The sequence below is a fragment of the Geothrix sp. PMB-07 genome (assembly GCF_030758935.1).
Lineage (GTDB): Bacteria > Acidobacteriota > Holophagae > Holophagales > Holophagaceae > Geothrix.
On the sequence record NZ_CP132333.1, the window covers coordinates 3,227,139 to 3,254,126 of the forward strand.

General features: G+C 60.9%; 19 protein-coding genes and 2 tRNA genes. 4 read left to right on the forward strand and 17 right to left on the reverse strand.

Annotated elements, in window-relative coordinates; genetic code table 11:
- Positions 1 to 23: 23 nt before the first annotated feature.
- Both bamA and Q9293_RS14200 read right to left on the reverse strand, forming a co-directional pair.
- On the reverse strand, positions 24 to 2,603 hold the full coding sequence (gene bamA / locus Q9293_RS14195; protein ID WP_306247628.1) for an outer membrane protein assembly factor BamA: 2,580 nt from the start codon (positions 2,601 to 2,603) through the stop codon (positions 24 to 26).
- Complete coding sequence (locus Q9293_RS14200; protein ID WP_306247630.1) at positions 2,600 to 5,074, reverse strand: ATP-dependent Clp protease ATP-binding subunit; 2,475 nt, start codon at positions 5,072 to 5,074, stop codon at positions 2,600 to 2,602. The genes bamA and Q9293_RS14200 overlap by 4 nt, the downstream gene beginning before the upstream one ends.
- A gap of 144 nt (positions 5,075 to 5,218) precedes the next feature.
- Between Q9293_RS14200 and Q9293_RS14205 the strand changes: the two genes are divergently transcribed.
- The 3 genes from Q9293_RS14205 (at position 5,219) to Q9293_RS14215 (ending at position 6,802) form a co-directional block, all read left to right on the forward strand.
- Positions 5,219 to 6,535, forward strand: a complete 1,317-nt coding sequence (locus tag Q9293_RS14205; protein WP_306247633.1) for an adenylosuccinate synthase — start codon at positions 5,219 to 5,221, stop codon at positions 6,533 to 6,535.
- Positions 6,536 to 6,639: 104 nt separating this feature from the next.
- Positions 6,640 to 6,714, forward strand: a tRNA-Lys gene (locus Q9293_RS14210).
- A gap of 13 nt (positions 6,715 to 6,727) precedes the next feature.
- Positions 6,728 to 6,802, forward strand: a tRNA-Glu gene (locus Q9293_RS14215).
- Positions 6,803 to 6,928: 126 nt separating this feature from the next.
- On the opposite strand, the gene Q9293_RS14220 is transcribed toward Q9293_RS14215, so the two are convergent.
- The 14 genes from Q9293_RS14220 to Q9293_RS14285 all read right to left on the reverse strand — a co-directional run bounded on the left by Q9293_RS14220 (position 6,929) and on the right by Q9293_RS14285 (position 26,368).
- Positions 6,929 to 9,412, reverse strand: coding sequence for a hypothetical protein (locus Q9293_RS14220; protein ID WP_306247635.1), 2,484 nt, complete (start codon positions 9,410 to 9,412; stop codon positions 6,929 to 6,931).
- 86 nt (positions 9,413 to 9,498) lie between these two features.
- Positions 9,499 to 9,867, reverse strand: a complete 369-nt coding sequence (locus Q9293_RS14225; protein WP_306247637.1) for a helix-turn-helix domain-containing protein — start codon at positions 9,865 to 9,867, stop codon at positions 9,499 to 9,501.
- 488 nt (positions 9,868 to 10,355) lie between these two features.
- On the reverse strand, positions 10,356 to 11,219 hold the full coding sequence (locus tag Q9293_RS14230; RefSeq protein WP_306247640.1) for a hypothetical protein: 864 nt from the start codon (positions 11,217 to 11,219) through the stop codon (positions 10,356 to 10,358).
- Positions 11,220 to 11,363: 144 nt separating this feature from the next.
- Positions 11,364 to 12,080, reverse strand: a complete 717-nt coding sequence (locus Q9293_RS14235; RefSeq protein ID WP_306247642.1) for a M48 family metallopeptidase — start codon at positions 12,078 to 12,080, stop codon at positions 11,364 to 11,366.
- Entirely contained in the window at positions 12,080 to 15,178 is a 3,099-nt protein-coding gene (locus Q9293_RS14240) for a type I restriction endonuclease subunit R (protein WP_306247644.1), read from the reverse strand. The genes Q9293_RS14235 and Q9293_RS14240 overlap by 1 nt, the downstream gene beginning before the upstream one ends.
- Positions 15,178 to 16,059, reverse strand: a complete 882-nt coding sequence (locus Q9293_RS14245; RefSeq protein WP_306247646.1) for a hypothetical protein — start codon at positions 16,057 to 16,059, stop codon at positions 15,178 to 15,180. The genes Q9293_RS14240 and Q9293_RS14245 overlap by 1 nt, the downstream gene beginning before the upstream one ends.
- Positions 16,052 to 16,588 carry a hypothetical protein gene (locus tag Q9293_RS14250; protein WP_306247648.1) on the reverse strand — a complete coding sequence of 179 codons (537 nt, stop codon included), beginning with the start codon at positions 16,586 to 16,588 and terminating at the stop codon, positions 16,052 to 16,054. Before Q9293_RS14250 ends, Q9293_RS14245 begins: the two co-directional genes overlap by 8 nt.
- A 4-nt stretch (positions 16,589 to 16,592) precedes the next feature.
- Positions 16,593 to 18,482 (reverse strand): restriction endonuclease subunit S, encoded by a 1,890-nt coding sequence (locus tag Q9293_RS14255; protein ID WP_306247650.1) that lies wholly within the window; start codon positions 18,480 to 18,482, stop codon positions 16,593 to 16,595.
- On the reverse strand, positions 18,473 to 20,974 hold the full coding sequence (locus Q9293_RS14260) for an N-6 DNA methylase (protein ID WP_306247652.1): 2,502 nt from the start codon (positions 20,972 to 20,974) through the stop codon (positions 18,473 to 18,475). Before Q9293_RS14260 ends, Q9293_RS14255 begins: the two co-directional genes overlap by 10 nt.
- A gap of 98 nt (positions 20,975 to 21,072) precedes the next feature.
- On the reverse strand, positions 21,073 to 21,771 hold the full coding sequence (locus tag Q9293_RS14265; RefSeq protein WP_306247654.1) for a RadC family protein: 699 nt from the start codon (positions 21,769 to 21,771) through the stop codon (positions 21,073 to 21,075).
- A gap of 260 nt (positions 21,772 to 22,031) precedes the next feature.
- Entirely contained in the window at positions 22,032 to 22,499 is a 468-nt protein-coding gene (locus tag Q9293_RS14270; RefSeq protein ID WP_306247656.1) for a hypothetical protein, read from the reverse strand.
- The gene (locus Q9293_RS14275) at positions 22,496 to 24,352 is read right to left on the reverse strand and encodes a type IV secretory system conjugative DNA transfer family protein (RefSeq protein WP_306247659.1); all 1,857 of its coding nucleotides are present in this window, start codon (positions 24,350 to 24,352) and stop codon (positions 22,496 to 22,498) included. The genes Q9293_RS14270 and Q9293_RS14275 overlap by 4 nt, the downstream gene beginning before the upstream one ends.
- Positions 24,349 to 25,902, reverse strand: a complete 1,554-nt coding sequence (locus Q9293_RS14280; RefSeq protein ID WP_306247661.1) for a hypothetical protein — start codon at positions 25,900 to 25,902, stop codon at positions 24,349 to 24,351. Before Q9293_RS14280 ends, Q9293_RS14275 begins: the two co-directional genes overlap by 4 nt.
- A 1-nt stretch (position 25,903) precedes the next feature.
- Positions 25,904 to 26,368, reverse strand: a complete 465-nt coding sequence (locus tag Q9293_RS14285; protein ID WP_306247663.1) for a hypothetical protein — start codon at positions 26,366 to 26,368, stop codon at positions 25,904 to 25,906.
- Between Q9293_RS14285 and Q9293_RS14290 the strand changes: the two genes are divergently transcribed.
- Entirely contained in the window at positions 26,367 to 26,744 is a 378-nt protein-coding gene (locus Q9293_RS14290) for a hypothetical protein (RefSeq protein WP_306247665.1), read from the forward strand. The two genes, Q9293_RS14285 and Q9293_RS14290, sit on opposite strands and share 2 nt — an antisense overlap.
- On the opposite strand, the gene Q9293_RS18705 is transcribed toward Q9293_RS14290, so the two are convergent.
- Complete coding sequence (locus Q9293_RS18705; RefSeq protein ID WP_372342161.1) at positions 26,655 to 26,963, reverse strand: helix-turn-helix domain-containing protein; 309 nt, start codon at positions 26,961 to 26,963, stop codon at positions 26,655 to 26,657. The two genes, Q9293_RS14290 and Q9293_RS18705, sit on opposite strands and share 90 nt — an antisense overlap.
- Positions 26,964 to 26,988 lie beyond the last annotated feature (25 nt).

The following is a 26,988-nucleotide window of genomic DNA, read 5'->3' on the forward strand; positions in this document are numbered from 1 at the left end:
GTATCGGCTATTGTAGCCAGGAATTAGAAAGTGGTTCCGATGGAGAATTGGAAGTCCGTCTTGCCTTCCGTATCGAAGGGGTAGGGATTCAGCTTCCGCGCCCAGATCAGGCGCAGCGGCGCCGGACTGATGGGCAGGAAGAAGCGGAATTCCACGCCCGTGGACCGGATCAGGGTTGGGTTTCGGAAGGTGTATTCATTATTGTTGTTGTCTTTGTACGTCACGCTGTCGTGACTGAAGACTTTGGTGCCAGCACCCCAGGCATTTCCCGCGTCGTAGAAGAAGACCAGGCGGAACTGGTCGGCGATCTTGAATTGGTACTCGGCGTTGGCCACGAACTGTTTGTTGCCGCCCACGACCACCGCGCGCTGGTTGTTGTCGAGGAGGACCGAACCCACCTGGCCATACCGGTACCCGCGGATGCTGTTCTCGCCGCCGGGTCGATAGAGATCGTAAAGGGGCAGGTCTTCCTTGCCCAGGTTCTGCAGGTAGCCATAGCTCGCGTTGAAGGCGAAGATGTGGCGGTCCGCCACGTTCGTGAACTTGGCGAATTCCCAGGTGGCCCGCAGGAATGGCCGGTCCCCGCCGAACTGCCAACCACCATACTCCAGGCCGAAGGACACGCGCGTGCCGTTGGTCGGCTTGAACTGGTGGTTCACGGTGCTGTAGGCCAGGCTCTGGCTGAAGGTGGACGTGAGTTGGTTCGGGGTGTCCCGGAAATAGAAATTCTGGCCACCCTCGATGCGGATCAAGCGGAAGCTGTAGCCCGTGGAGTAGGTGGTAAAGAAGGCCCAGGGCTCATTGGGCAACCAGTTGCTGAGGCGCGCGCCCACAGAAGCACCGAAGCTGCGGGTGAACTGCTTGTAGGCATTCGCAATGCCCACGCGGGAGGCATCGTAATCGGCGGATCCGTTGGAGACCGAGGTCGAGAAGGAATAGGGCAGGTCGAAGACGAAGGGCTCGGTGAAACCCAGCGAAATGTTCTTCGAGAACTTACCCCCGTTGTAGCTGAGCGAAAGCGTTTCGCCGCCGCCGCCCAGGTTCCGGGTGGAGAAGCTCACACCTAGGGAGAATCCAAACAGGGATCCGTAGCCACCCTGGAAGAGCACCTCGTTGACACCGGCCTCTTCACCCTTGATCGTGACATCCACCTGGGGCTTGTCGGCCACCAGATCCACCTTGGGATCGCTGCCCTTCACATCGAAGAAGCTGAGCTGGCTGATGCTGAGGATGGAATCCTTGAAGCGGTCGGTCTGGAAGGGATCGCCTTCGCGCATGAGCATGCTGCGCCGCAGAACCTTGTCCTTGGTGGTGAGGTTGCCCTCGAACTCGATGCGCCGCACCGTGTAGGGCTCGCCCTCATCGAGTTTCAGAGTGGTGTCCACCTTCTTGACGCCGTCCTCTTCCCGCACGTCATATTTCCGCTCGGTGCGGAACATGATGTAGGCCTGATTGGAGTAGGCCTCCTTCAGCTTGTCCACCGTCTGGTTCACGGCATCCAGATCGAAGGGCACGGGTTTGGTACCGGGCTTCGGGGCCTCCAGGCTTGGCTTGATGTTGAAGAATTTCCGCAGGAAGGACTGATTGTCCCGCTTCACTTCCGCGTACTTCTCCTTGTAGAAAGTCTCGCGGAAGAGCTTGCCACCCTCGGCCTTGAACGTGCCCTCGTAGAACTGCTCACCTTCCAGGATCGGGATGGTGAGCGTAGCCCGCAGATCGTACTTGGGGGACTTGGCCTCCGCGATGCGCTTCTCATTCTTCTTCTTCTGTTTGGGCGTGGTGCGATCCTCGACCTCGATGATCGGCTTGCCCACGAAGACATCCTTGTAGCCGCGCCTCCAGTAGGCCTTTTTCAGGTTTTCGAGATCCTCGTCCAGGTTCTTGTCCACCAGCAGGTCGTGGGTGGTGAGCCAGCTGAACATCCAATGCTGGCGGGTCTTCTTCATGGCCGACCGCAATTCCGAACTGCTGAACACCTTGTTGCCGCGGAAGGCCACTTTGTAGATGCGGGCCTTGCCGCCCTCCTTGATGTCGAAGACCAGGCGCGCCACGCCGCCCGCCATGGGCTCCAGCGTGATGTCCACCACGGGATTGCGGAACCCCTTCTCGCCGGCCTGGTCGACGATCATGTCCTTGACCTTGCGGGCCGTCTCCGGGTCGTAGACCGTGTCCGGGTTGATGGTGAGCTTCTTCTCCTTCACCTTGTCCTTGATGTTGGTGAGGCCCACCTCGGTGCCGCCGCGGAAATCCACTTCCTTGATGAGCGGCCTTTCCTTGATGCGGATGATCAGCTTCTTGCCGCCAGGGGCCTCCGCCAATTCGAGCTTGATGTCATCGAAGGAGCCGCTGGCCCAGAGCTTCTCCAGAACGGCAGTGAAATCCAGGCTGCGCAGGTCGTCGCCCACCTTCACGCCCGACTTGAAGATCACGGTCTCCGAAGTCTGTTTCTGGGCGCCGATCACCTCGATGCTGACGAGGGGCTCGAGATCCTGCGCGGCCAGAGGAAGCGCCGTGCCCGCCACAAGAGCGACGAAGGTCAAAGGCAGCATGCCCTTCCACCACCGGGGAGAGACCCGGTTCCAAACCATGTTTCGCTGCGTCATTCAGGCGCTCCGACCAGATGGGTTTCCTGGCCAGCGGCCACGTCTCCAGTATCAGACAGGGTGGGGACGAGTTTCTCGTCCACCAGATCGAAGTCCACCAGGCCCGAGGGCACCGTGTCCTGGCCCACCATGAGCTCGGCGAGGGGATCCTCCACCTGCTTCTGGATGGCCCGGCGCAGCGGGCGGGCGCCATAGGCCCGATCCCTCAGGGTGGTCTTCACCAGCCAGTCGCAGGCCGCGTCCGTCAGGGTGACGGTGAGCTTGTGCTTCTGCAGGGTGACGTTGAGATCCTCCACCAGCAGACGGACGATCTTGCGCAGCTCGTCATCGCCCAGGCGGTTGAACACCACGATCTCATCGATGCGGTTGAGGAACTCGGGCGGGAACGTGCGCTTGAGCACCTTCATCGCATCGCCGCTCTTGGCATCGGGACGGCCATCCTGCTCGACGAAGCCGAGGTTCTTCTCCGCCAGCAGCTCCCGGCTGCCCACATTGGACGTCATGATGATGATGGTGTTCTTGAAGTCCACCAGGTTCCCGAAGGCATCCGAAGCCTGCCCATCGTCGAAGATGGAGAGCAGGATGTTGATCAAGTCGGGGTGGGCCTTTTCGATCTCGTCGAAGAGGAGCACGCAGTAGGGGTTTCGCCGGATACGATCCGTGAGCATGCCCCCTTCCTCGTAGCCCACGTACCCCGGAGGGGCGCCGAGCAGCTTGGAGACCTCGTGCTTTTCCATGTACTCGGACATGTCGAAGCGGATCATCTTCTTGGAATCGCCAAAGAGGAAGGCGGCGAGGGTCTTGGCCAGCTCCGTCTTGCCCACACCCGTGGGGCCAAGGAAGAGGAAGGAGCCCATGGGGCGATTGGGGTTCTTGAGGCCCGTGCGGGCCCGGCGCACGGCCCGCACCACGGCGCTTACGGCCTCGGGCTGCCCGATGACGCGCTCGTTGAGTTTGGGTTCCATGTTCACCAGGTTGGTCTTCTCGTCGCCCTTGAGGGCCTTCACGGGAATGCCGGTCCAGCTGGCCACCACATCCTCGATGTCCTGCTCCGTGACCTCGGGGAACCGGGCGTAGTCCTCGTCCGTCAGCTCCGAGCGGTTCTTCTGGATTTCGTCGCGCAGCTGCAGCTCCTTCTGCCGAAGCAGCACGGCCTTTTCGAAATCCCGGCTGAGCACGGCCTCGTTCATCTCGTTGATGACGCGGTGCAGCTCTTCCTCGTGGGTCTGACCTTCCGGGGTCGCGCCGCCGGGCCCCACGCGCAGCTTCACCCGGGCACCAGCCTCGTCCAGCAGATCGATGGCCTTGTCGGGAAGGAAGCGGTCTGTGATGTAGCGGTTCGACAGGTAGACCGAGGCCTCCATGGTCTTCGGGGTGTAGCGCACCCGGTGGAACAGCTCGTACCGGCTGCGGATGCCTTCGATGATGCGCAGGCTTTCGGCCTCATCCGGGGGATTCACCGTGACGGGTTGGAAGCGGCGCACCAGGCTGCGGTCCTTGTCGATGTACTTGGCGTATTCCTTGTGCGTGGTGGCGCCGATGCACTGGATCTCGCCGCGGCTCAGGGCCGGCTTCAGGATGTTGGCCGCGTCCAGGCTGCCCTCGGCGGCGCCGGTGCCGATGAGGCTGTGGATCTCATCGATGAACAGCACCACACTGGGATCCTTGCTGGCTTCCGCGATGATGGATTTGAGGCGCTCCTCGAACTGGCCGCGGTACTTGGTGCCCGCCACCACCAGGCTGAGATCCAGCGCGTAGATGCGCTTGTCGGCCAGGCTCGGGGGCACCAGACCCTCGTGGATCTTCTGGGCCAAGCCCTCCACGATGGCGGTTTTGCCCACACCGGCTTCACCCAGAAGGATGGGATTGTTCTTCCGGCGGCGGCTGAGGATCTGAATGATGCGTTCGACTTCGGCATCGCGACCGATGAGGTTGTCGAAGATGCCGCGCTCCGCCATCTCGGAGAGGTTGCGGGCAAATTCCGAGAGGAGCGGATGCTCCTTCTTCTTCTTGGCGATTTTTTCTTCCTTGCTGCTCTCCAGCAGGATCTCCTTGGCGGCAATGAGGTCGGCGCCGGCTTCCTTGAGCAATCGGCCCGCCAGGCAGCCCTCCTCGCGCAGCATGCCCAGCAGCAGGTGCTCGGCGCCCACGTGCTTGTGGTTCAGCTTGGTGCTTTCGGCGGTGGCGTGCTGGAGGATGCGCTTGACCTCCTCCTCCATGGGGATGTCGATGCTGGTGCTGCTGGGGGTGATCTTCCGGTCCTTGGGGGTCAGGGAGGCCACCAGGCGCTCCCGCAGGCTGCTCGCCTGCACGCCCATGCGTTCCAGCAGCTGGGTGCTGGTTTTCTCCGACTCCCGGAGAAGCCCCAGAAGCAGATGGCCGCTCTGGATGCTTTCCGCACCAAACTGGCTCGCCTCATAGCGGGCGAAGAACATCACACGTCGGGCTTTTTCAGTGAATTTTTCGAACACGGGACACCCTTCCGGGTTAAGGATGGCGCCGGGGCCGGGATGGTTCCGGAGCGGTCTAACAGGGTAGCGCCTTCTGCCACCCCTGTCCCCTTTCGACTGGGAAGGAAGAGCTTGCGGCGGTATCCTGGAAGGCTGGGAGGGCACATGAGCCTGGCTAGGACCAATCTGGCGATCCTTGGCCTGCAGTGGGGCGATGAGGGCAAGGGCAAGGTCGTTGACCTGCTCAGCCCCAAATTCCGCCAAGTGGTCCGCTTTCAGGGCGGCAACAATGCCGGCCATACCGTGGTGGTGGATGGCGTCAGCATCGCCCTGCACCAGGTCCCCAGTGGCGCCCTGCACCCGGGCTGCTTCCTGGTGGTGGGCAACGGCGTGGTGCTGAACCTCGAAGTCTTCCAGCAGGAGTTGGACCGGCTCAAGGCCCGCGGCTTTGATCTCACCGGCCGCCTCATGCTTTCCGAGAAGGCCCACATCATCCTGCCCCACCACATCGCCCTCGATCAGTGGCGTGAGATCCGCGCCGACAAGGTGGGCGCCAAGATCGGCACCACCGGCCGCGGCATCGGCCCCGCCTACGAGATGAAGGCCGCCCGCATGGGCATCCGCCTGGGTGACCTGCGCCACCCCGAAGCCCTGGCGGCGCGCATCGCCCCCGGTTATGAGGAGGTGCAGATCCGCCTGGGCCAGGACAGCCCCCTGCCCTCCCTCCAGGCCATCGTCGACGGCCTGCTGAAGACCGCCGAGCCGTTCCTCCAGTTCATTGGCGACACCCAAAGTCACCTGATCGAAGCCTGGGGACGGGGCGACAGCATTCTCTTCGAAGGTGCTCAGGCCACCCTGCTCGACATCGATCACGGTACCTACCCCTTCGTCACCTCCAGCAACTGCAGCCTGGGCGGCCTCTTCACAGGCACGGGCCTGCCGCCCAAGGCCGTGGGCCAGATCCTGGGCATCGCCAAGGCCTACACCACTCGAGTGGGGGCAGGCCCCTTCCCTGCTGAGCTGCTGGATGCCACCGGCGATCGCATTCGCGAAGTGGGCCGAGAGTTCGGCACCACCACAGGACGGCCGCGCCGCTGCGGCTGGTTTGACGCCCCCATCACCGCCCATGCCTGCCGCACCAACGGCGTGGACGGCCTCGCCATCATGAAGCTCGATGTGCTGGACGGCATGGAGGACGTGGGCCTCATCGTGGGCTACCGCACCGGCGAAGGCACCGTGACCACCAAGCTGCCCAGCTGCGCCTCCGAGTGGCGCGACATCCAGCCCGTGGTGAAGACATTCAAGGGCTGGGACAGCACCCGCGGCATCACCGACCACCGGAATCTGCCATCGCAGGCCCAGGCCTACCTTGAATCTCTGGCGGAATCCGTGGAAGTGCCCATCACCTACCTCAGCACCGGGCCGGATCGCGCCGAGGGCTGCATCTACCCCGGGACCTTCCTCGAACCGCTGCTGGGTTGACGTTCCGCCCCTTCGCTGGCACACTGATCCTCCTGCCCAACCAGGCACCGCACGCTCGCGTGCACCGCGCGCTCGAGGGTTCGCGGGTCTGGCACCACCGGCAAGGGCCCTTAGCTCAGCGGTAGAGCAGCGGCCTTTTAAGCCGTTGGCCGCGGGTTCAAATCCCGCAGGGCCCACCAAGTTCCACCCCATGGGGCTATCGTCTAGGGGTCAGGACACCGCCCTTTCACGGCGGTAACACGGGTTCAAATCCCGTTAGCCCTACCAGCAAAAAGCGCCTGAAAAATCAGGCGCTTTTTTGTATCTAATCGGCAGACCCGATCAATCAATTCCAAACTTACTGCAAGATTTACTGCAAAGCACCTCAGGAACCTTCCAGAACCTTCGGGGCCATTACGAGCTGGCCATCTCCGCATGAAGGGGGGCGGTGTCCTCACTCGCAAGGGCGAAGGCAGAACCCCTGATTCCCGCGAAACCCTTTCCCGACGTCGGCTCGCCCGCCCTCCGAAGGATCCAGACGCAGGACCCGGCCCGCTTGGTGTCCTGGAGGTCAAGGCGCCACCCGCCATGAACCGCGCCGATAGCACGCAGCAGCAGGCGTCCCAGACTGCGACTGGTGAGTCCCTTGGGATTCACGTTCAGCTCCTCGATGGCCTCGTTCAGAGCGCTGTGGCGGGCTTCCTGGGCCACGAACAGGTTCCACACCTGTTCCGTGGTGAACGGGGTGGCGCCAAAGACATCCGCCAGCCCAAGCACCAGGGCACCCTGGGCCGCCCGTGTGGAATCGGCCCGGATCGCTAGAGCTTCCCGCGTGTCGCAGTCCACGCCCAGCACCCAATACACCGCGTTTCGCACTAGATCGCTCCACTCCTCGAAGGAGCCCCAACTCTTGAGTCCGAAGGTGGGCCGCCCTGCAAGACAGTAGGCCCGGAGGATCGTCAGCGCGTCCCTGACGAACTCGGAGTGATGCTTGCGGATGTAGGCCACCAGGTTGGGAATTTTGAACCCCGTCCGTTCCTCAGGCCGCTCCACCTGGGGTTCCAGACGGATATGCAGGCAGCGGCGAACACCTTCGGCAGAGAGTGCCACGTTGTTTCCGGTGGTGACCCACACCGCAAGCTGGGGCACCTGGATCGTGGTGGACTGCCCCAAGAGTCGCCCCTCGAACGTCGGATACGCCGTCACCAGCGCGTTCCATTGCCTGGAGCCGAAGGGAGAAGGAGCTTCGTCGAGCAACACCATCCGCACGCCATCCCTCAAGGTCGCCAGAGCCATCTTCTGAAGTTCGCCCCCCTCTCTCGGCGCCACGCCCACAGGCAACGCCCGGCCCAGAGCAAGCTGTCCCGTGACCTGGGCCAGCAGACCTTTGCCCGAGCCCTGGCCGTTGGCTTCAATGAACACGAAGGGGACCGGGCCAGGGATGGCATAACGAGTGAAGGGCGTGAGGGTGAACGCCAGCCAGGCGGCGGTGTGGGCAGCGGGGCTCGGGCGCTCCGCGAACGGAAACTCGGCTACGAGGGACAGAAGGCGCCCTGCGGCCAGAATGGCATCCTCATGCCCCGGCTCCTCAGGCATGGGCGGGAACGGGTGCAGCGGTGCGTAGAAGACTCCGCTAGCTGGATCGAGGCCTGGCTCCTCCAGGATGGTTCCATCCGGCAGGAGCACCGGAACTTCGACGAGTGCCTTGAGCACCGGCAACATTTGGAGCTTGCTGCTGCTGAGAACCATGGGCGACAGCCATTCCGGCACCAGGCAATCGCGGGTGAGTCCCTCGGCATTCTCCTTCACGAACCTCACATGACGACTGAGTTGCTCACGCAGCCAGTGAGGCGTGGCTTCGCAGATCAGGGGACTTCCCTGCGGCAGCTTCAGACCAGATCGGTCTTTCGTGCCCCGATGCCTCCATACAAAAACGAAACGTTTGCCGCTGAGGTAGTACCCGCCTTTCTGCTCCAGCACCTCAACAGCCGCTCGCACCACCTCGTGTTCCGGCGGACAGACCACGATCTCGCGCCGCCCCAGTGGATCAGCCCCCAGCTTCCTCCTATCCCACTCCTGGAGCCCTTCTTCCACCGCAGTGAGCAGGGCGGACCAGCGCAGATCAGGGTCGGCTTCCCGATAGTCCTTGGGGCCCTTGCCATCCGCACCGTTGAGCCCCGGCAACACCACCGCTGGGAAGACCTTCCGCAGGCGCGCCATGGCCTGCACCCCTGGACGGTCGCGGTCGAGCACGAGGACCACTGGAATCGAGGGGTAATACCGTTGGAGAGCCTTTCGGATGACATCCGCGCTCGTGTTCGCAGTCACCCCGCCGAAGACGAACTCGCTACTCTCGCGCTCGTAAGCATCCCAGCGCGCCGTCGCGGCGTCCCACACGCCCTCAAATACCACGATGACCCTTGGGCTTGCAAAGGGGTCCGTGAGGTAGAGTCCGCGAGCCCCCATGGTGCGGAGCATCCGCCCCGGCCCGCGAGGCGCGGATTCACCCGGGCGCAGGGATGCAACTGGCGCAAAGTGGCGCACCTCGACCCCGACCAGGCCAGAATCTCCGTACAGGGGTGCCATCAGTACCGGCCAGTCCTCACGTTCCGCCGCAGCAAGCACAGCCGGTTTTGGCAGCAAGGGCACTAGGTCCGGATCGGCGACCAAGCGGTTCGCGAGATTCCGCGTGATGCCGCGAATCCCGCAAAATTCGTCCAGGAAGGTCCCCGCGAAGCGGCGCCCCTCCTCCTGGATGTCGAGAGGCACGCCAGAGGCGTAAATGACCTCCCAGTGTCGCCGCTGCACCTTGCGCGCCAGCTCCCCCGTGTCAGCGAAATAGGTCACGGGCTGCGGCCCGAGCCCCGCACGGGCGTGAGCCTCGGCATGGGGGCACATGGCCGTGGGCCTGCCCTCCACGTGATACCTCGGGTGACTGGAATGGATCACTTCCTCGGAATGACAGACAGGACAGGGGTGCATGGCTACTTCCCCTCGACCCGGTCCACGCCATCCGCGAGGTCATCGAGCGTAAGCTGCGAGCCCGCCGGCGGGAGACTGGCCAAGTAGGCCATGGCAGCCTCATGGGAGATCACAACCCGCCGCCCTCGTTTCTGGGCCTTCAGCCGTTTGTCATCAATTTCCCGCTTGATGGTGCTGACGCTCACATCCGACATAAGCGCGAGAGACTTAATAGAATAAAAACGCAACGGGGCCTCATAGGTTTCCGGCAGCACTTCGGCGAGGGGGATCACCTGGGTCCCGAAGGCCGTGGTCCTCAGGGGAAGGGGTTTACCCAGCGTGATGGCCCCATGGACGGCCACAAGGAACATGCGCGGTGCAGTGTGGTTCATGAATCACCTCGGACACTGGCCCTAAGGGCAGGAAGGTGGAGCTTGCCTAGGCCTTCGGCAATGCCGAGAATGGCAATGCCTTGGGCTTTAGAAGCTCCGGGTCGTGCCTGTGGGTTGGTCGGGTTCCAATCGCACTAGCCCATGGGCGCGGTTGAGGAACCAGGTTGATTGGCAGCCGCCGATCTCCCTGGAGTGAAGGGGCGCCATCACGTTTTGGGGAAATCGCCGAACGCTCTATCGAAATTCGTTCTTATCCGCACAAATCCGCGATGTATTTCCTTTCGGCCTATTACACCTCCCTTCTCTCTCTCCACATGCTTGATTGGGATGATCTTTTCACTCCGGTTGCTAAAACAGTCGTCAGACGACAAAAAAAGGAGAACCAGATAAATGGCCACAAAATCTCTTACCCAGATCATTTCAGAGGGTAAACTTCAGCTACAAACAAGAAAGGTATATATTTGTTTTGATTATTTTTTATAAATAAATTAACTCAAAATACTGATTAAATTCTTTGGTTGTTTTTGCCACCAGATCTGACAAAGCCTTATTGGTTTTACACCAAATGCCAGAACCAGTAACCAATGGTTAGCTCGGAAAATATTTTGAATATTTCTCGGCCCTTGCTCATCTCTTTCCGCAAGTATCAAACCCATCGTTAGATGGATATTGTGACTGTATAATTCATCTAATATTATTGGCAAACAGCGCGGTGGGTCACAGAGTGGCAATGGCCCAAAACATGACTGCGCCCACGCTCTGATGGTGTTAACCGTCTGCCATACGATTGAAATATCGGTTAGATCAACATCAATTTTCGTCGCAGGTCTCAACCCGTAGTCGATCAATTCCGTCGACGAGAATGGATAGTATGTTGACGAAGTTGTTACTGCCTTTCGGACTTCCATGTAGACAGTGTCAAAATCCTTGGGGCGTAAAGGCTGTGTGTCCCACCACTGCAATAGTACTTCTGCTGTTTGAATGGGTGTCATGGAAATGAGGGATGGGAGTTCCACCTCTGGTCGAAAATGATCAGCATGTGGGTGTTCAATCAGATCAACGCGACGCAGGCAAGCCAACAACGGAAGTGCCTGTTCGATGACCTCTGGCATGCGTTCCTTGATCAATTTTTCGTATAGCTTTGCAAGCTCAAGTCTTGTCTTGTGCTTAACCCACCCGACTCCTCCCCCTTCTGCCCGGTATAGGGTCGCTCCAGAAATACTCATCCCTTTGGGGGGGCGTGCGATTTCGACAACTTCTAACCGCGAGAGTCCCAGTAGATTGCGTAATCCCCGACTGGCCGCGGCTTGTTCTTCGGCGAGTGGGTATTGGTGAGCTCGTGCGGGCATCATTCAACCTCTCACCAGAGCATAGTAAACCGTCTGAATCTTGCAATATGCGTTCGTTTTTGCTACATTTCTGACGCATTCTCGCATTACAAGACTGCGGAAGGGGTTGACCGTCACACAGCTCAATTGACTGACGACACCGAGAATCTACGCCCTCCACCCCTCTGCCCCGAGCGGGAGTTCATTGAGTTCTACCCTCGCCTCTCGCCATATCGGGAAATGCTCTGAGAGCAGCACCAGGAATCGCTCACTGTGGGTGGGTTCGATCAGGTGGATCATCTCGTGAACGATGACGTACTCAAGCAGATCCTTCGGCTTCTTCACCAGCTCCGTGTTCAGGCGGATGTGGCGAGCCTTGGGATTGCAGCTTCCCCACTTGGTCTTCATGCGCTGAAGGAAGTAGGCGCCTACGCTTATGCCTAGCCGCTTCTCCCATTTCCGGATGATAACGGGTACCAGGTCATGCAGGAGCGCTTTGTGCCACTCGTGCATGATTTCGGCCCGCTTTGCCTGTGAACTGCCCGGGCGGACACTCAGGGTGACCCGTCGGTGATCCAGGGAGACTCTGGGCTTGGCGTCCACCTCCTGCACACTCAGCAGGTAACGGCGGCCCCACAAATAGTGGGTTTCCCGCGTGACGAACCGGCGTGGGGTCTCCCGCTCCTGGTTGCGGAGCTTCTCCTGCTGGACCCGGATCCAGGCCAGTTTGGAAGCGGCGTACGCCCGTGCCACTTCGAGACGCGTGGCCAGGGGCGCCACCAGCGTGACCCGGCCGTTGGGTGGGTGCACTGAGAGGTGAACGTGCTTCACATCCTTCCGAGTCACCGCGATGGCGATCTCGCCAATCCGAATGGTCTCGGTCATCAGTACCCCGGTTGATGTTTAACGATCTCGAACATCGCTTTCGTGGCAGCCCGGTCGCGGCCGAGGATCGGGTACAGAGCGTTCAGCACCTGGGCTTCCCGCGCCTCGTCCCCCTTCCATCCGGCGGGTGCATGCTCGCGCATGGCCAAGTCAAGCTGGAGCGCCAGTGCGGCTCTGGCCTCATCCTCCTCAGGGCATTGGAAGGTATCTCCGGGCAGGTCGGGCAGGTTGCTGTAGAGCACGATGGCCTCCCGTGCCCCGTGTAGGGAGGCCGGAAGACCGTCGTAGGGGCGATTGTTGGCCAGCATTCGGGCCAGTTCTTCCGCCTTCTTGAGGAATGCCTCGTAATTGTCCGAATCGTCGCGGCTCTGCTGGATCAGATCATCCAGGAGCTTGGACATCTCCTTGTAGAACTTCGGATCCGTAAGTTGCTCCCGGATGATGGTCTTCCTAACGTTGTTGATGATTCCTTCCGCGATAGCGTTCTTAGTCAGCTTGCCTTTCTGGTTCAGCTTGCGCGCGATGGCGTCGTGGATGCCGGTCTCGATGATCAGTTCCGTGAGGGATAAGGCCCCCAGATCGCCCAGGTTGTCCGAAGGATCCGCCTGGATGTAGGTGTTGATGAGGTGGCGCATGTCAGCCTCGAAGGGCTTGATGTCCAGCTCTTCGCCCGAATGCTTCTTGATGGCGTTGCGAAATTCACAGTGGCCTTCAACGTCCTGGCGGATGGCTTCGGCCTCCGTGGTGGAGTACCCGGCGTCGTCCAGATGCTGAACCAGCTCCGAGAAGGCGCGGGCGAGGCTGGCGACAGCCTTGTAATAGGTCACGCGCAGAGGCTCCGCCTCGCTCAGTGCGCTGGGGTCTTCTGCCGAACCGCAGAAGTAATGAAGATACTGCTCCACCTCCTTGGGCTGTGCCACGGGTTCGCACAGGTATCGCAAGGCCTCCCGCGCCGCATCGAGCTGCCGCTTGCCTTCCTTGAGCCAATCCTTCAGCTCGATGTTGTTGCTACCGCCGCTGCCCTCGTCGATGTCCAGCTCGTCCGAGTTGTAGACCGCGATGGCCTGTTGCACGTCACCGAACAGCTCCTTGTAGTCCACGATGTGGCCGTAGTCCTTGTCGTCCCCATCCAGCCGGTTCGTGCGGCAGATGGCTTGGAAGAGATCGTGGTCGTGGAGCGCATTGTCCAGATAGATGTAAGTGCAGCTCGGGGCATCGAAACCAGTCAGCAGCTTGCTCACCACGATCAGGAGCTTCAGGTTGGCGGGCTCCTCGATGAAGCGCCGCTTGGTGTCGTCTTCATAGCCCTTGGTGCTCTGGCCCTTCTTCAGCACGAGCTTGGTGTAGGTATCGAACTTGTAACGTTCGTCGCTGTTGAGAGGCTCCTTGGAGATGGCATTCGGGTTCGGCTCAAATGATGTGATGAGGCCACAGTAGGGCCCGAAGTTCGTGTTGTGGAGGATCCGGAAGTAGTGGCACGCATCATAAATGGAAGCCGCCACCAGAATGGCCGTGCCCCGGTCGCTGCTGAGACGCGGCTTCAGACTGAAGTCTTCGATGATGTCCGCCACAATGCGCTGCTTGCGCTCGCCCGCGCTCATCAGCTCTTCCAGCGTGGCCCATCGCTTGCGAAGCGCGGCCTTCTGGAAATTGTTAAGCCCGGTGGTTTTCTTCTCGAACCACTCGTCGATCTTTTTCGGCGCCGTCAGGTTCTGCGGGACATGGCGGGCCTCGTACTTCAGGTCTAGCACCACCTTATCCGCCACGGCTTCGTGGAATTTGTAGGTGTGAATGTAGGTCCCGAACACGTCGCGGGTCAGTGTCCGGTCCTTGCGGAGCAGCGGCGTACCCGTGAAGCCAACGAAGAGGGCGCCCTCCAACCAGCGCTTCATCTGCCTGTTCATGTCGCCACCCTGGGTGCGGTGGCATTCGTCCACGAACACATAGAAGCGGCCATGGATGGGGGGTGGATCTCCCTTAAGATCCGAGGGATCGAACTTGTGTATCAGGGCGCAGAGCAACCGGGGCGTGGAGGCCCCCAGCTTCTGCACCAGCTCGGCCCGTTTCGTGATGCGCGGCGAAGGTGAATCTTCTCCCACCAACCCGGCATTCTTCATCACCCCTTCGATCTGTTTGTCCAGTTCGTCGCGGTCCGTGATGATCAATACCCGGCCCTCGGGATCCCACTCCAGCACCCATTTGGCCAGAAGCACCATCAGGATGCTTTTACCGCTGCCCTGGGTGTGCCAGATGACGCCCCCCTCGCGGCGTTGAAGGCGCACCTGAGCCTTCTTCAGTCCAATAAACTGATGTTGTCGGGGCACCTTCTTCTGGCCTGCATCGAAGATGATGAAGTTGCGGATGAGGTCAAGCAGGCGCGCCTTCTCGCAGAGATGACCCAGGGGGCCGTCCAGCAGGGCGCCGGTCGCCGGGACATCCCCAAGATTCGCTGTCCCATGCTTCCACTCCACAAAGAACTTTTCGGGCGTGCCCATGGTGCCATAGCGCAGGCCCTGGGAATCGTTGCCGGCGAGCACGAGCTGCACTGTGCTGAAGAAGCCCTTGTTGAAGATCTCTTCCTGATTGGTGATGAGCTGGCGAATACCGTCCACCACATCCACTGAACTTCGCTTCAGCTCGATCACGCCCACGGCCAGGCCATTCAGGTAAAGCACCAAGTCGGGGCGCCGCTCAAAACCGCCCTTGAGGGTCACCTCTTCGGCCAGGGCGAAATCATTTGCTTCCGGGTGCCCCCAGTCGATCAAATGCACCTTGTCGTGAGGCTGACCGGCCGCTACCTGGATATCCACCCCATAGCGGAGCAACTGATAGGTGCGTAGATTCGCCTGGTAGAGGGTGATGCCAGTGGCATCGGCAGTGGTCTCCAGCTTTTGCAGGGCGGCGGAGATGTGTGCCTCTGAATACCCGCGAGTCTCCAGATTCGCCCGCAGGAATTCAGTTTCAATGGGCCGGTTATTTTCCCGCTTATGCCAATCGCCCAGGTAGCGGTAGCCCAGGTTGTCCGGGCGCTTAGGATCAGTAAATAGTGCAATGACGCGATCCTGGGTGTTGCGCTCGGAGCGGGGGAGGCGAGACATCAGTCAGCCTCTCGCTTCGAGTTGGTTTCGTACAGCTTCTCGGTGATCGCTCCTCTGTACAGCTCTTCATTCAAGAACTGCAGCAGCTTTTTGGCTGCCTGGCGGTCTGATGGGAAGACGATTTTGCCTCCCGAAATATGAACTTCAACATCGAATCCCTTTGAGCGCGCTTGGATCTGCTTCGGGGAATAGGCATCGAGGACACCGGAATCCCGCAACATCGCGAAGCGCTTTCGGAACCACTGGTTGGATTCCGTGGCCAGCGAATCTACATTCTCCGGTGCGAGGCACCTATGGGCCAACACCTTTCGGATCTGCTGTTCCGAGGCTTCTTCGTAGAAATCGGCAAGGGGAAGGAAGGTATTTACGGTCCGAAAGTTGCGGAATCTGAGCTTTTTCTCGGACGGAACGAAGGTGGCGCTCAGCTTGTTTTCCAGCGTTAGGCCTGGACCTTCCGTTGTCACATAGGTGTCCTTCTGAAGGAAAATAAAATGCCCAGGCTTAATCACATGAGAACGGCTGAAATTCTGGAAGAGCACGAGCTCCGTTCCTTGCTCGTCCTGCGCGAAGCCCACAATCCCGCGGATGGAGTCGATGGTGGCCTCACTTTGGCTAATAGCGTCCAGCCTGCTGGCCGTCAGGCTTGTCGTTTTTGCAAGCCATTCTGGTAGCCCAAAATTCGAAAGCGCAAAGCATTCGTGCTCTTCCGGCTGATAGCCTGCATTGAATGGGATCTCTTGCATGTCTTCCGAAAAGCTCATCTGCTGATCGCTCCAGTCCCTTGCTAAGGAGTCCTGCAACGCCTTATGCAAAGGAACACACAAAAGAAGCGTTTTAGAACCTTGTTTGACAATCGCCGCGAGCTGAAAATTCTTAAGCATCGTTCTCTCCAATTCGTAAGTAGATACTGTGATCAAGGTGAACGGTTTGAATGTCCACACCCGTGCGGCACAGTTTGGTCTTACTGATCAATAGATGAGAAACACCATCTTCGCTCTTGACCGAATAGAAGTGGAAGCCAAGCATCCCCATCACGGGGTTGAAATGAAACGCATCCGCGTGGGCGATCACCAGGAAGATAATCAGAAGGACATAGGTGCCCGTCAGCCAATCCCCTGTGAAACCCAACTTTTCCGTTGAAAGGAATGGCAGGAGGTAAGTCACCAAGAACGCCAGAACCTCCTTGTCATTACGTTCAAACTCCTTGATGCGGTAGATCTGACCCTGAGCATTTTTCTCCGAATAGCGAAGCAATCCCCAGCATAGAAACACGAGGAGCAGCGCCACTGCCAGCCAAGGGCACCAATGCAATGCAGATTCTCCTCGCGCCAGCTTGTTCACAGCAACAGCACCAAGCAGCGGTGACAATGAGGTTGAAACAAGGAGGAATTTCGCAAAGGTGTTCAGCATGTATCTATGCGCCTTCCTTGGGAACGAATCCCCGACTGCGCATCCATCCAAGTGCCTTCAGCCAGCGATCTTTGGGAATTCTCTCTTTTGATTTATGCCAGTTGTTCAGGACTTCGTGCACGATTCGTTCGTCGGAGACAGGGCCTTCGGTTTGAAGCAGATCGCTCCAAGCCGACAATAACGTCGCCACGATCTCGCATCGCTCCGTTTCGAGCGTCTTGAATGTTTGAAGAACGTTTTCGAAGGTATCGGTGATGTCTGCAAAATACCTCTCGAAATAGTGTTTGTGTCCACCCCAATGCGCCATGGGCAGGTATCGATACCGCTCACCTTCCTTGCGGCAATCGAACCACTGCTGCTTCCGCAACTGGCTGTCGATGGAGCGGAGGGCACGGTTGTCGTACGGCCCGGCGGCCTTCCGAAGGTAGGTGGAACCCGTATCAACCGCGCACAGATGCTCGACCAGGAACATCACCTTCTCGAATTTGACATGACCGAAGGTCGGCTCTGCATGCAATCGATCAATGATCTCGGCAGCCAGAACACTTCTCTTGAAATGGATATTGGCTTGCTGTCCATCGGCCTGGGATGCCGGTTGCTCGCTTGCCCCGGTGACAGACTCGACGAGCCGGATCCGCCCGGTCAACAGCTCCTGCATCATGCCCAGCTTGAGGGCGCGGGTCTTGTCGCGGCGGGCCTCCAGGGCAACCAGCTCAGAATCCATGTCAGAGAGGACAGCAGCGATGGCTTCTTGTTCGGCGACATCGGGCAACCGCATTTCGACGCTTGCGATATGTGCACGGTTTGTCGCAAGGACCTTGGTCCCTGCTGCATGGCGCCGAAGGTGCGATGCGAATGTAGGACAGTATTGGAGGAAGCCCTTGAATCCATCGGCGAGCACGGTCTTGTCGAATCTCGCCGCGATTGTGTGCAACCCAGAGACGACTTCAATATCGCGGGTATCACGTAGCTCCACCGACTTACAGACTCCCGCAATGTCCTCCGATGCGTCAGCGAAGATTAGGTCGCCGTCACGCAATCGATCGAGTCGTGTGGCCTTTGCATCTGGGAGGCTTGGAAGGGCTTGCGGCGAGAGAATGGAGCCAGTAGAGGCGTGAATATCGCCGTAATGAAGGTACTTCACTTGACCCTCTGGCCGAAGCTCAGCTCGGGAGTTCACACCATTCCGGAGAAAGGTCACGTGGTCTCCCAATAGCTTCACCTCCCACTGCCCGCTGAATCCCGGCAGGCGGGTCTGGCCGGTGAGAAGCTGTTGCATGGCGGCCTGCTTGAGGTCGCGCTTCTTGGCAATGAGCCTATCTAGCCCCTCTAGTAGCGCATCCATATCGCTCAATGCCGTCGCGATAGACTGTTGCTCCGTGGGATGAGGCAGGGGTATCCGAAACTTTTCAATGTCCGAACAGTTCAAGCCGGGCTGAGCAGCACCCTTTAGGTAATTCGCGACTTGCTTTGCTCCAAGTGAACTGGCAAGGACATAACTGCAGTAAACTGCATTGATTTGTTCTCTGCGCAGCGCTACACGAGCGGTGGTCTGCGTGAGGTTTGCCCCATCCAGCCAATCGGGCACGATTGCGATACGACCAGTGCTTGCTCCGACAATGGTGATCAGCACATCACCAGTTATTACACGCGCGTTTTCAAATGGTTTCTCAACGGTTGGGCTGACCCTGAAGAGCTCAGAAGGTTCAACCCATCCCCTTGAGTAGTCTTGGCCCCGAATCATGAAACGACCTTGGGGGTCAAATTTCCCGGGTTGAACAATGCCGTATCGAATGGTTCGGTTTGGATCGACAAGATCCTTAAGAGAACCTTCGTTCCAGTCTTTGGGAAAGACTCCCATCTCTGTCTGCTTGCCCCCCGGCCTCACTTCCATGCCGCCCCCATCCGCTTGAGGTGATCCTTCACGCGGGTGGAAAGCATCTCTACCTCAGCCAGCAACTCCGGCAGAGGTGTGGCGTAACGCTGGGCCAACTCTCGGATCCGGCCCGTGAGGGTTTGAGAAACGCGATCCAACTCCCCCTGCACAGCGGCGGCAAGGTATGCCAACCACTTGTCTTCCACCACCAGGGTCTTGATCTCGGCCTCGGTGAGCTTGGGGTACCTTGCATCGATCTTCCGGTCCAGTTCCACCTGTGCGCCCTTGCGCTGTTCCTTGGTGTCCTTCTGCTTTTCCAGAAGGTCGGCGTAGGTCTTCAGGACTTCGCGCTCCTCGCGGTAGAGCGGATCTCTGCCGATCTCCTTCAAGCGATCCTTGACAGCCTTGGCCGTGATCTTCTGCTTGTCCCCTTCGCCTTCGATCACTTCCGCCAGCATCCCCTCTTCGCCGCTGTGCTCCTCCTTCAGTTCGTCGAGCTGCTGTTCCAGAGCGGCCAGCTCGTTATCCAGGGCTTCGATCGCGTCTCGCTCGGCCGCGAAGTACCGGGCCACCAGGATCGAAGCCGGGATGAGGTCGGACTTGAAGCGCCGCCGACCTTTGAGGAAGTCGTGGGCATCGGGCCAGACCAGCTTGCCGTCCTTGTTCTTGATCTGGATGATCTCCCGGGGCTGGGCGCCCTCCACCCATCCTTCGCCACTGATGAGGTAGGCGTCGTCCTGCATCGTTTCCGCCCAGTAGTCCATCATGTGCTGGTAAAGGTCGTAGGCATCCAGCAGAGGGTCCTTCCGGAAGGTGGCCAGCAGATCTTCGGACAGGGTTTCGATGAGGGCCTTGGGGTGGCTCTCCTTTTCGAATTCTGTGAGGTGGGGCCTATTGGCCGCGCGCCACTGGCCGAAGCGATCCAGCGCCTGCTGCTGGAAGGCCACGAATTCGGGATGACCCAGGATGGCCGCTTTTACCTCGGCTATCGGGAGCTTCAGACGGGCGTAGCCCGCCCTCCCGGCCGAGTTGAAGAGGAAATCCCGCAACCCCGGCAGCACCTTCCAGTAGGGGGCTAGGGCGCTCTCGGGGGCATCCAGGTCGCGCTCGGGAATGCCGCCCCGCAGGTGACCGTCGATGTCCTGAAGATCCTCGGGATCGCTGCTATCGATGTAGCGTGGCAGATTGAGGTTGAAGTCGTTCTTGGGATCAGCGATCTCGCTGAAGGGCACCATGCGGGCATAGCGGGGATCGCTTGTATCCTGCTTCGTGAAGGTGTCCACGATCTTGTGGATGTCCTGTTCCCGCAGGCGGTTCTTGGCGCCGTCCTTCTTGAATCCTTTGCTGGCGTCGATCATGAACACGCCCTTGCGGGCAGCGGCGTTCTCTTTGTCCAGCACCAGGATGCAGGCCGGGATACCTGTGCCGAAAAAGAGGTTGGCGGGCAGGCCGATGATCCCCTTGAGGTAACCCGAGCGCACGAGCTGCTCTCGAATGACGGCCTCGGCATTACCCCGGAAGAGCACGCCGTGGGGCAAGATGCAGGCGCCTTTGCCGGTGCCCTTCAGGCTGCGGAGAATGTGCAGCAGGTAGGCGTAATCCCCCTGCTTGGCGGGCGGCTCACCCCAGGCAAAGCGCTGATAGGGATCGGCGGAAGGCGAAAGGCCATTGCTCCAGGTCTTGTCGGAAAAGGGAGGATTGGCCACCACGTAGTCGTAGGTGCGGAGCTGCTGGCCGTTTAGATTCAAGAACTTGGGCGAGGCTAGCGTGTTGCCCGACAGGATATTGGCCGTGGGGAAATCGTGCAGGATCATGTTCATGCGGGCGAGGCCGGCGGTGGTCACGTCCTTTTCCTGCCCTTCCAGGGTGATGTGCTTGCCCGCCTCGGTGGCCACCTTGAGGAGCAGGGATCCCGATCCGCAGGTGGGGTCGTAGGCCGTGGTGGAGGCCCTGGTGTTCTCGGGCGAGATGGCGATGACCTTGGCGATCACCCGACTGACTTCGGAGGGGGTGTAGAACTGCCCCTTGCTCTTGCCGCTTTCTGTGGCGAAGTGACGCATCAGGTACTCGTAGGCATCGCCCAGGATGTCGTCGTGCTCGGCGCGATTCTTCGAGAAATCCAGCGCAGGGTTCTCAAAGATGGCGATCAGGTTGGAGAGCTTCTCCACCCGCTCCTTGCCCTCCCCCAGCTTGTTGGGGTCGTTGAAATCGGGAAAATCGCTTCGAGCCAATCGGCTATTGGCGTCAATGAGCGGCTGGATGACTTGTGTGTTGATCCGGTCCCCGATGTCGCTCTTGCCCTTGAGGGCCACCATGTCCTTGAAGCTCGCGCCCTTAGGAATGGCGATGGGAGGGGCGAAGGCCTCGCTGTTCCCATATTTGTCGGAGACATACTTGACGAACAGCATGAATAGGACGTAATCCTTGTACTGGCTGGCGTCCATGCCCCCGCGCAGCTCGTCGCACGAGGCCCAGAGGGAGGAGTAGAGGTCGGATTTCTTGACGGCCATGAAGTTCCTTGATTTATAGGCCATTGTAGAAGGGCAGGCCTTCGGAAGGCCCGCCCTTTCTGCAATGTGACCAGTGTCGAGGAGACCAGGATCTCCTCTCAGTGGGAATCCCACCCCTCCGACGCCCGGAAGCTGTGCCAGCGGTCGCTGCCCAAGACCACATGGTCCGCCAGAGGCACGCCCAGACTCTCACCGGCAGAGCGCAGACGGGTCGTGAGGGCCAAGTCCTCGCGGGAGGGGGTAGGATCCCCCGAGGGGTGGTTGTGCCAAGCCAAGGCCGTGGTGGCACCGAACCGGAGCGCTTCACGGAAGAACTCCCGGGGGCTGATGAGGGTCGCAGTGGCGGTGCCCTGGCTCAGGATGCGGTCAGCGAGCAGTTCGCCCTTGGCGTTGAGGGCCAGCATCCCGAAGCGTTCCTCAGTCCAGCCCTGGACCTTGGGCAGCAGGTAGCTTCCGGCGGCCCTGGGGGAGGAAATGCGGGGGCGTTCGAGGCTCCGAGTGGAGCGGCGCTGCACCTCCTGGAGGACCGCGAAGCGAGCCATCTCGCCCTTCGTGAGCCCAAGGGCCTGTAGTTCAGCAGGTCCCAGGGCTACCAGACGCCCCAGGTTCTCGACCTGGCGGAGGATCTCTTCGGCCCGCCCAGGACGGACGCGATTCAGCATGGCTTCGATGATCTGCGCATCCGAGAGGGATTCCGGCCCGTAGAGGGCGACGGTTTCGGAGACGGGGAAACTACGGATCTGCGCGGGAACGGTGGCGTTCGATTGATCGAAGAGGGGAAGGGTGGAAGATGTCATGGCGTTTCTCCGTGCCCGCCGGATCGGGGCACGAAACCGCCGGGGCCCCCCGCTCCCCAGGGCCGGACCGGGAACGAACCGGGCAGCGCAGCGAACCGGGCAGAGAGCGGGTAGGGTCGCCGCGGCGCGGGATTAGGACATCCGGCAGTGCCCGCTCCGGCATGGGCAGGGACGCCACACCTCGCCCACCTTCTCCCACGAGAAAAGGCGCACGGAAGATCGCCTCCCGCGCGCCCTGACGCCATGTGCCCCTTCGAAACCTAGGCCGGAGCCTCCTCCAAGGCTCCCGTTCCATCATCCCGGCTGATCTCCGGAAAGAAGTAGCCGATCACCTCCCAGGCCTCGGCCTCGTTGGAGTCTTCAGGGCCCTCCAGCAGTGCGGCTTGCACCACGGGGAGTGGCGATTCCTCACCCATGAGCGGTAGCACCACCCGCAGCACATCCGGCGAGATCATCCCAGTGGACATGAGCGCGTGAGCCACATCTCCCCAAGGAGCGGCCACCTCCTCCCGGAGATGCAGCACGATCTCCTCGTAGGGGAAACCATGCTGCTTCCATTCCTGGGCCTCCTCGGCCCAGGCCTGACGTTCGCGCAGCACCTCGGCGATCACCTCCTCCCCGATCCCCTCGCCCTGGAGGTCCACGACAATGTCGGCCCACCCCTCACCGTGGGCTCGACTGTCCTCGACCTGCTCCCGCGCATAGTCCATCCACCCCTGACCGCTCACAGCCACTCCTCCCCCGCCGGGACTACGAGCGCCTCGACGGAAGCGTGGGAGGTCACCAGCTCTCCCGGAACCGGAAGCGGTTCGGGCTTCCAGTCCTCCGGCGTCACCTCCTGGAGGGCCTCCATCGCCAGCGCCTCGGCCTCCTCCCAGGGATCCGCCGCCACCACCGGCTTACCAAGGGGCGTGTCCGGGATTTCGATGGGCACCGGGAACCAGTAGGTGTAGCCGTGAAGCCTCCCCAGGGCCACCCGAAGCTCTGACCACTGAGCCCAGGCATCCAGGGGCATGAGATCGGCTTCCTTGTCGGTCTCATTGGCGTTCTTGTTGGCCGGAGGAATACGGCGGGTGTACTTGCCGATGCCCGTAGAAAGCTGCTGACGAAGCTCATCCTCCAGGTTCCTGGCCAGCCAGACCCGGGTACCGAACCCCTTCATCACGGCCTTCCACTCATGGGGATAGACATTCTGGAGCAGGCCAAGGTTCTGGATCGCCGCCAGGATGGCCACCCCCCGAGTCCTCAGGAGCACGAGGGACTTCTGGATATTGGGAATGCGCCCGCAGTCCCCGAACTCGTCCATCAGGAGAAGGATCTTCGAGGAGCCCTGTGGCCGGTTGCGCAGCCGACCGAGCAGCATGGCCCAGAAGACATGGACAGGCACCTTCAGGGCGTCGCTGTCCTCGCAGTTCATGATGTAGCCGCCCCTGGCGATGAAGTCGTCCAGGGTGGCGGTGCTCCGACCTTCCGTGATGCTGCGGACCCGCTCCGTCTCCCACCGGCTCAACGTCACCACCAGGTCCTGAAGCACGGGAACTTGGCTCTTGGGTTCCTTCATTGTGTCCAGGTAGATGGGATCGAGCATGGCCAGGAAGGGCTCCAGCCGGGTCTTCCGGAGCGTCCGCGAGATCTCCTGGATGCTGTCCCAGCGATTCGAGCGCAGCACCGCCCCGAAGATCACGCGGGCCATATCCCGGACCCAGGCGTTCGGATCGTTGGGATTCTTCGGGAAGAGGTAATCCACCAGCAGGTCGAAATCCTCGGTGCTGCGGATCTCCTCCAGAGGGTTCCAGACAAGACTGCGGGTGGCATACCCCCGCACATCGAGGCCGAACACAGGCCTGTCCTTGAAGGATTCGCGGAAGGGTAGTTCGGCCTTGCTGTCCTGGTAGATCCAGGGTACGAGGGACGAATACATGATGGGCGCATAGAAGCTCGCGGTCTTGCCCGAACCCTGGGGGCCCACCACGAGCATGTGCTGGCTGAGGATGTCCCACCGGAGGGACAAGAGGGTGAGGTCCCCCTCCCGATGCTGGCTGCCCCCCACCAGGCGACAGGCCAGCCTGGAAGGGCTGCGATAGACCAGGATTTCCGCGGTAGGGCGAGGATCGAGGTAGGTCTTATCTCCCTCAACCCTGCGAATGCCCCAATCCTCGGGCACATCTCGGAACCTCGTGTCCGCAAGACCGACGCCCTTCTTCACATGCTTGGGCTCGCGGTCCCAGGTGACCCAGACCGCCACGGCGAGCATGGCCAGGGCGGCATGAATGGCCAGAAAGAGAAAGCCGTTCTCGTAGGCCCAGAGGACGAAGGTCCGCTGGCCGATGCCCCAGAACATGCCCGTGCCGAGGCCAAGAAGAGCCAGGCTCAGCGGAAGCACCTTCGGGGACCGCCGATGCTGGAGCAGCCAGCGAGTGGGCCACTCGAAGCGGCGGTGAAGGAGTGCCAGCGGATTCTCGTGCTCCACGAAGTACCAGCGAATGAACACCCAGAGGAGCCCAAGGAGACCGAGGGGCATGAGCAGCCTGGCTCCCCAGGTCTTCCAGGCGAAAAGGAATTGGTAAACAACATCCGTCATCGTTCAACCTCCACGCCGCGAGATGCGGCATTAGCGACGGTTTGCGTGGTTTCGGCCGCCACCTCGGCGACCTTCGAGACGCTCCCCACGATGGGAAGCCATCCGATCACTTGCAGGGCCCGGCGCACGGGCTCGGGGAGTTTGGCTGTCAGGCCAGCATTCCGAGCCGCCGTGGCGCCCAGGTCCGTGGCCCCTCCCGCCAGGGTTCTGCCCAGCGAAAGGGGAGAGAGGGTGACGAGATCCTTGGTGGCGCCTGCCGCCGTCCGGGCTGTCGTTGCGGCCATCTGGACTCCCGCCTGGACCTCCTGGGGCAGCAGCTCACGGCTGCCTGCGGCCACAGCACGGCCAGCTCCCTTGCCCAGTTCGGCTCCAGTTCGAGCCGCACCGTGGCCAGCTTCCTTGCCGGCCTGGATCAGGTCCCGGCCAGCTTCTTTTCCGGCCACCTTCAGGGAGGCTCCAGCGGTCGGAAGGGCCGCCACCAGACCCGTGGCCAGCTTGACGGAGGCCTGACCCACATGGATCCCGCTCCGGGCTGCGGCTTTGGCCGCCTCCATGGAGGCCCGGAGCGTGGCCTGGGTCGCCTCCTGGGCAAGTACCAGACCCGCACGACTCACTTTGCGGAGTGGGGCAGGAACCCCGAGTTCCTTCATGGCCTTGTCCAGGGCCATCCGTCCGACACGACCAGCCACTCGGGCCCCACGCTGCACCACGCGACCGCCCTGATCCACGGCCCGGCTGAAACGAGCCTTGGCCACGCCAAGCTCCCGGGAGGTCTCCCGCTTTTCCAGCCGACGCACGGCCCCCGTGCGGCGATGCTCCGCCTGCTCCAGCTCCGCCTGGTGCCGCGGGCTGCCGAGCATTCCCCGGGACTCGTAGCGGGCCCGCAGCGCGGCCGTCTCCGTCAGGAAGCGCCGCTCGATGAGGAGCCGAGCCTTCCGCTCGAAGGGCCGGGCAGCTTCGGCCTTGCGCCCGGGTGCGGCCCGTTTCACGGCCTCCCGGCGCTGGCGTTCGTTCTCCCTCTGCTCCCGGACGACCTCCTGGAGCCGGACCTTCTCCGCCTTGAACCGCTGATGGGCATCCCAGTCCTGGATCCTCGGTTCGTCCCCGAACAGCTCTCGATCCCAGTGCTTCTGCATGGACCCGTGGCGCCCCAGGGCCTGCTCGGGCATGCTCCCGCGCACGGCAATGTGAAAGTGGAAGCGCCCATCCTGCTCGTGGATGGCGAGAAGGTAGGGGCGGCCCTCGGCGTAGGCCTTGGCCAGGCGCTGGCCAGCCTCTTCTGCCGCCCTCGAAGGATCGGAAGGATTCCGCCCAAGGATCGTCCGACACTCCGCCTCAGAGGGGGCCACGATGATCTCGTGGTACGGTGCCGACTTCCCACCCATGGCCTCGATGCCTTGGGTCGGGGTGAGTTCGTGTCCCTCCATGCCCAGGAGCCGCGCCGAATCTCGCCCCTGCTGGGCTGCCAGGTAATGGGCTCGTCGGCTCAGACTGGGTGGAGTCGTGCGGCCCCGGAACCCAGGTTGAAAGCCGGGCTTGATGATGGCCATCTCAACCCTCCCCGCGAAGGGTCTGGAGCTTGGCCTTACCGGAGGCGGTGATGTCCCCCGCCCGTGGGCTCGACTCCACTACGCCCATCAGGTAGGCGTAGGTGTGCTGGCAGAGGCTCACCGTCACCGCCAGCGTCTGGAGGATCTGCGCCTCTCGCTCGGCTTGGCCCTCCTCCACCTTGCGGATGATCGCCACCAGGGCCTCGATACGGGTGGCATGGCGAGCCTGTTGCTCGATGACTCCAGTGAGAGTCCGAGCGAGGGCATCAAGCCGCGGCCCAAAGGCCTCTTCCGCCATGCGCTCTCGTGCGTCGCCCAGAAGGTTCTTCAGCGCCTGCGTGCGGCTTACCCCCTGCCGCCGCGCAAGCTCCTCCAGCACGCCACTGTTCTCGGCACCCACTCGTGCATGCACCACATTGCTGGCATCGCTTCCACCCAGCACTGATCGGCTTTTCCGTTCGTTCATGTTGCAGCTCCTGTTGCGTTCACTGCATCGCGCCACGCGAATGCACCACTCCCAACCTGTCGAAAGACAGGGCGTTGCCCATCGGGCGCCACAGTCACGCGCCACGCCGAACTTGCCACCCAAAGGGTTCGATCTTTCAATCGCCTTGCATCACCCTTCGTGCAAGCTCAGGGTAAGAGTTCGTCGCTTCTGGTCAATCAGCCAAAAGCAATTGAACCAACCAGATACAACAAGAACCAACAGGACCCATCTGGAATTCGGCTGGCAGGAGCCTCCTGATCGTCTACTACCCGCGATTCTTCTCGACAAAGGCTCGCAGCTCACTCTCAGTGAAGAGAAGGCGCCGTCCAATGCGAACTGGGGTGAGCAAACCTGATTTCAGAAGGACATAGACGGAGGACCGTGAAATCCCCAGAATCCTTCCGGCATCCCTCACTCCATAGACCATGGGCTGAATACCGTCCAAGAGCTTCGTTCCAGTGGGTTCTGGTTTTGGCTTCTCTACAGGTTTTTCGACGGGCTTCTCGACAGCCCTCGCAGTCCGACTTCCCTGAACTTCTTCGATATCAATTGTCATCGTCACCAGGTAACGCATAGGGCATCCTCCTCGTTCCCCAGGA

Bases quoted from the DNA above. Each gene is read 5' to 3' on its own strand.
- Q9293_RS14275 (WP_306247659.1), bottom strand. From the start codon at position 24,352: ATGACGGATGTTGTTTACCAATTCCTTTTCGCCTGGAAGACCTGGGGA.
- Q9293_RS14225 (WP_306247637.1), bottom strand. From the start codon at position 9,867: ATGAACCACACTGCACCGCGCATGTTCCTTGTGGCCGTCCATGGGGCC.
- Q9293_RS14205 (WP_306247633.1), top strand. From the start codon at position 5,219: ATGAGCCTGGCTAGGACCAATCTGGCGATCCTTGGCCTGCAGTGGGGC.
- Q9293_RS14285 (WP_306247663.1), bottom strand. From the start codon at position 26,368: ATGAACGAACGGAAAAGCCGATCAGTGCTGGGTGGAAGCGATGCCAGC.
- Q9293_RS14260 (WP_306247652.1), bottom strand. From the start codon at position 20,974: ATGGCCGTCAAGAAATCCGACCTCTACTCCTCCCTCTGGGCCTCGTGC.
- Q9293_RS14240 (WP_306247644.1), bottom strand. From the start codon at position 15,178: ATGTCTCGCCTCCCCCGCTCCGAGCGCAACACCCAGGATCGCGTCATT.
- bamA (WP_306247628.1), bottom strand. From the start codon at position 2,603: ATGACGCAGCGAAACATGGTTTGGAACCGGGTCTCTCCCCGGTGGTGG.
- Q9293_RS14235 (WP_306247642.1), bottom strand. From the start codon at position 12,080: ATGACCGAGACCATTCGGATTGGCGAGATCGCCATCGCGGTGACTCGG.
- Q9293_RS14250 (WP_306247648.1), bottom strand. From the start codon at position 16,588: ATGCTGAACACCTTTGCGAAATTCCTCCTTGTTTCAACCTCATTGTCA.
- Q9293_RS14230 (WP_306247640.1), bottom strand. From the start codon at position 11,219: ATGATGCCCGCACGAGCTCACCAATACCCACTCGCCGAAGAACAAGCC.
- Q9293_RS14245 (WP_306247646.1), bottom strand. From the start codon at position 16,059: ATGCTTAAGAATTTTCAGCTCGCGGCGATTGTCAAACAAGGTTCTAAA.
- Q9293_RS14290 (WP_306247665.1), top strand. From the start codon at position 26,367: ATGTTGCAGCTCCTGTTGCGTTCACTGCATCGCGCCACGCGAATGCAC.
- Q9293_RS18705 (WP_372342161.1), bottom strand. From the start codon at position 26,963: ATGCGTTACCTGGTGACGATGACAATTGATATCGAAGAAGTTCAGGGA.
- Q9293_RS14220 (WP_306247635.1), bottom strand. From the start codon at position 9,412: ATGTGCCCCCATGCCGAGGCTCACGCCCGTGCGGGGCTCGGGCCGCAG.
- Q9293_RS14255 (WP_306247650.1), bottom strand. From the start codon at position 18,482: ATGGAAGTGAGGCCGGGGGGCAAGCAGACAGAGATGGGAGTCTTTCCC.
- Q9293_RS14265 (WP_306247654.1), bottom strand. From the start codon at position 21,771: ATGACATCTTCCACCCTTCCCCTCTTCGATCAATCGAACGCCACCGTT.
- Q9293_RS14280 (WP_306247661.1), bottom strand. From the start codon at position 25,902: ATGGCCATCATCAAGCCCGGCTTTCAACCTGGGTTCCGGGGCCGCACG.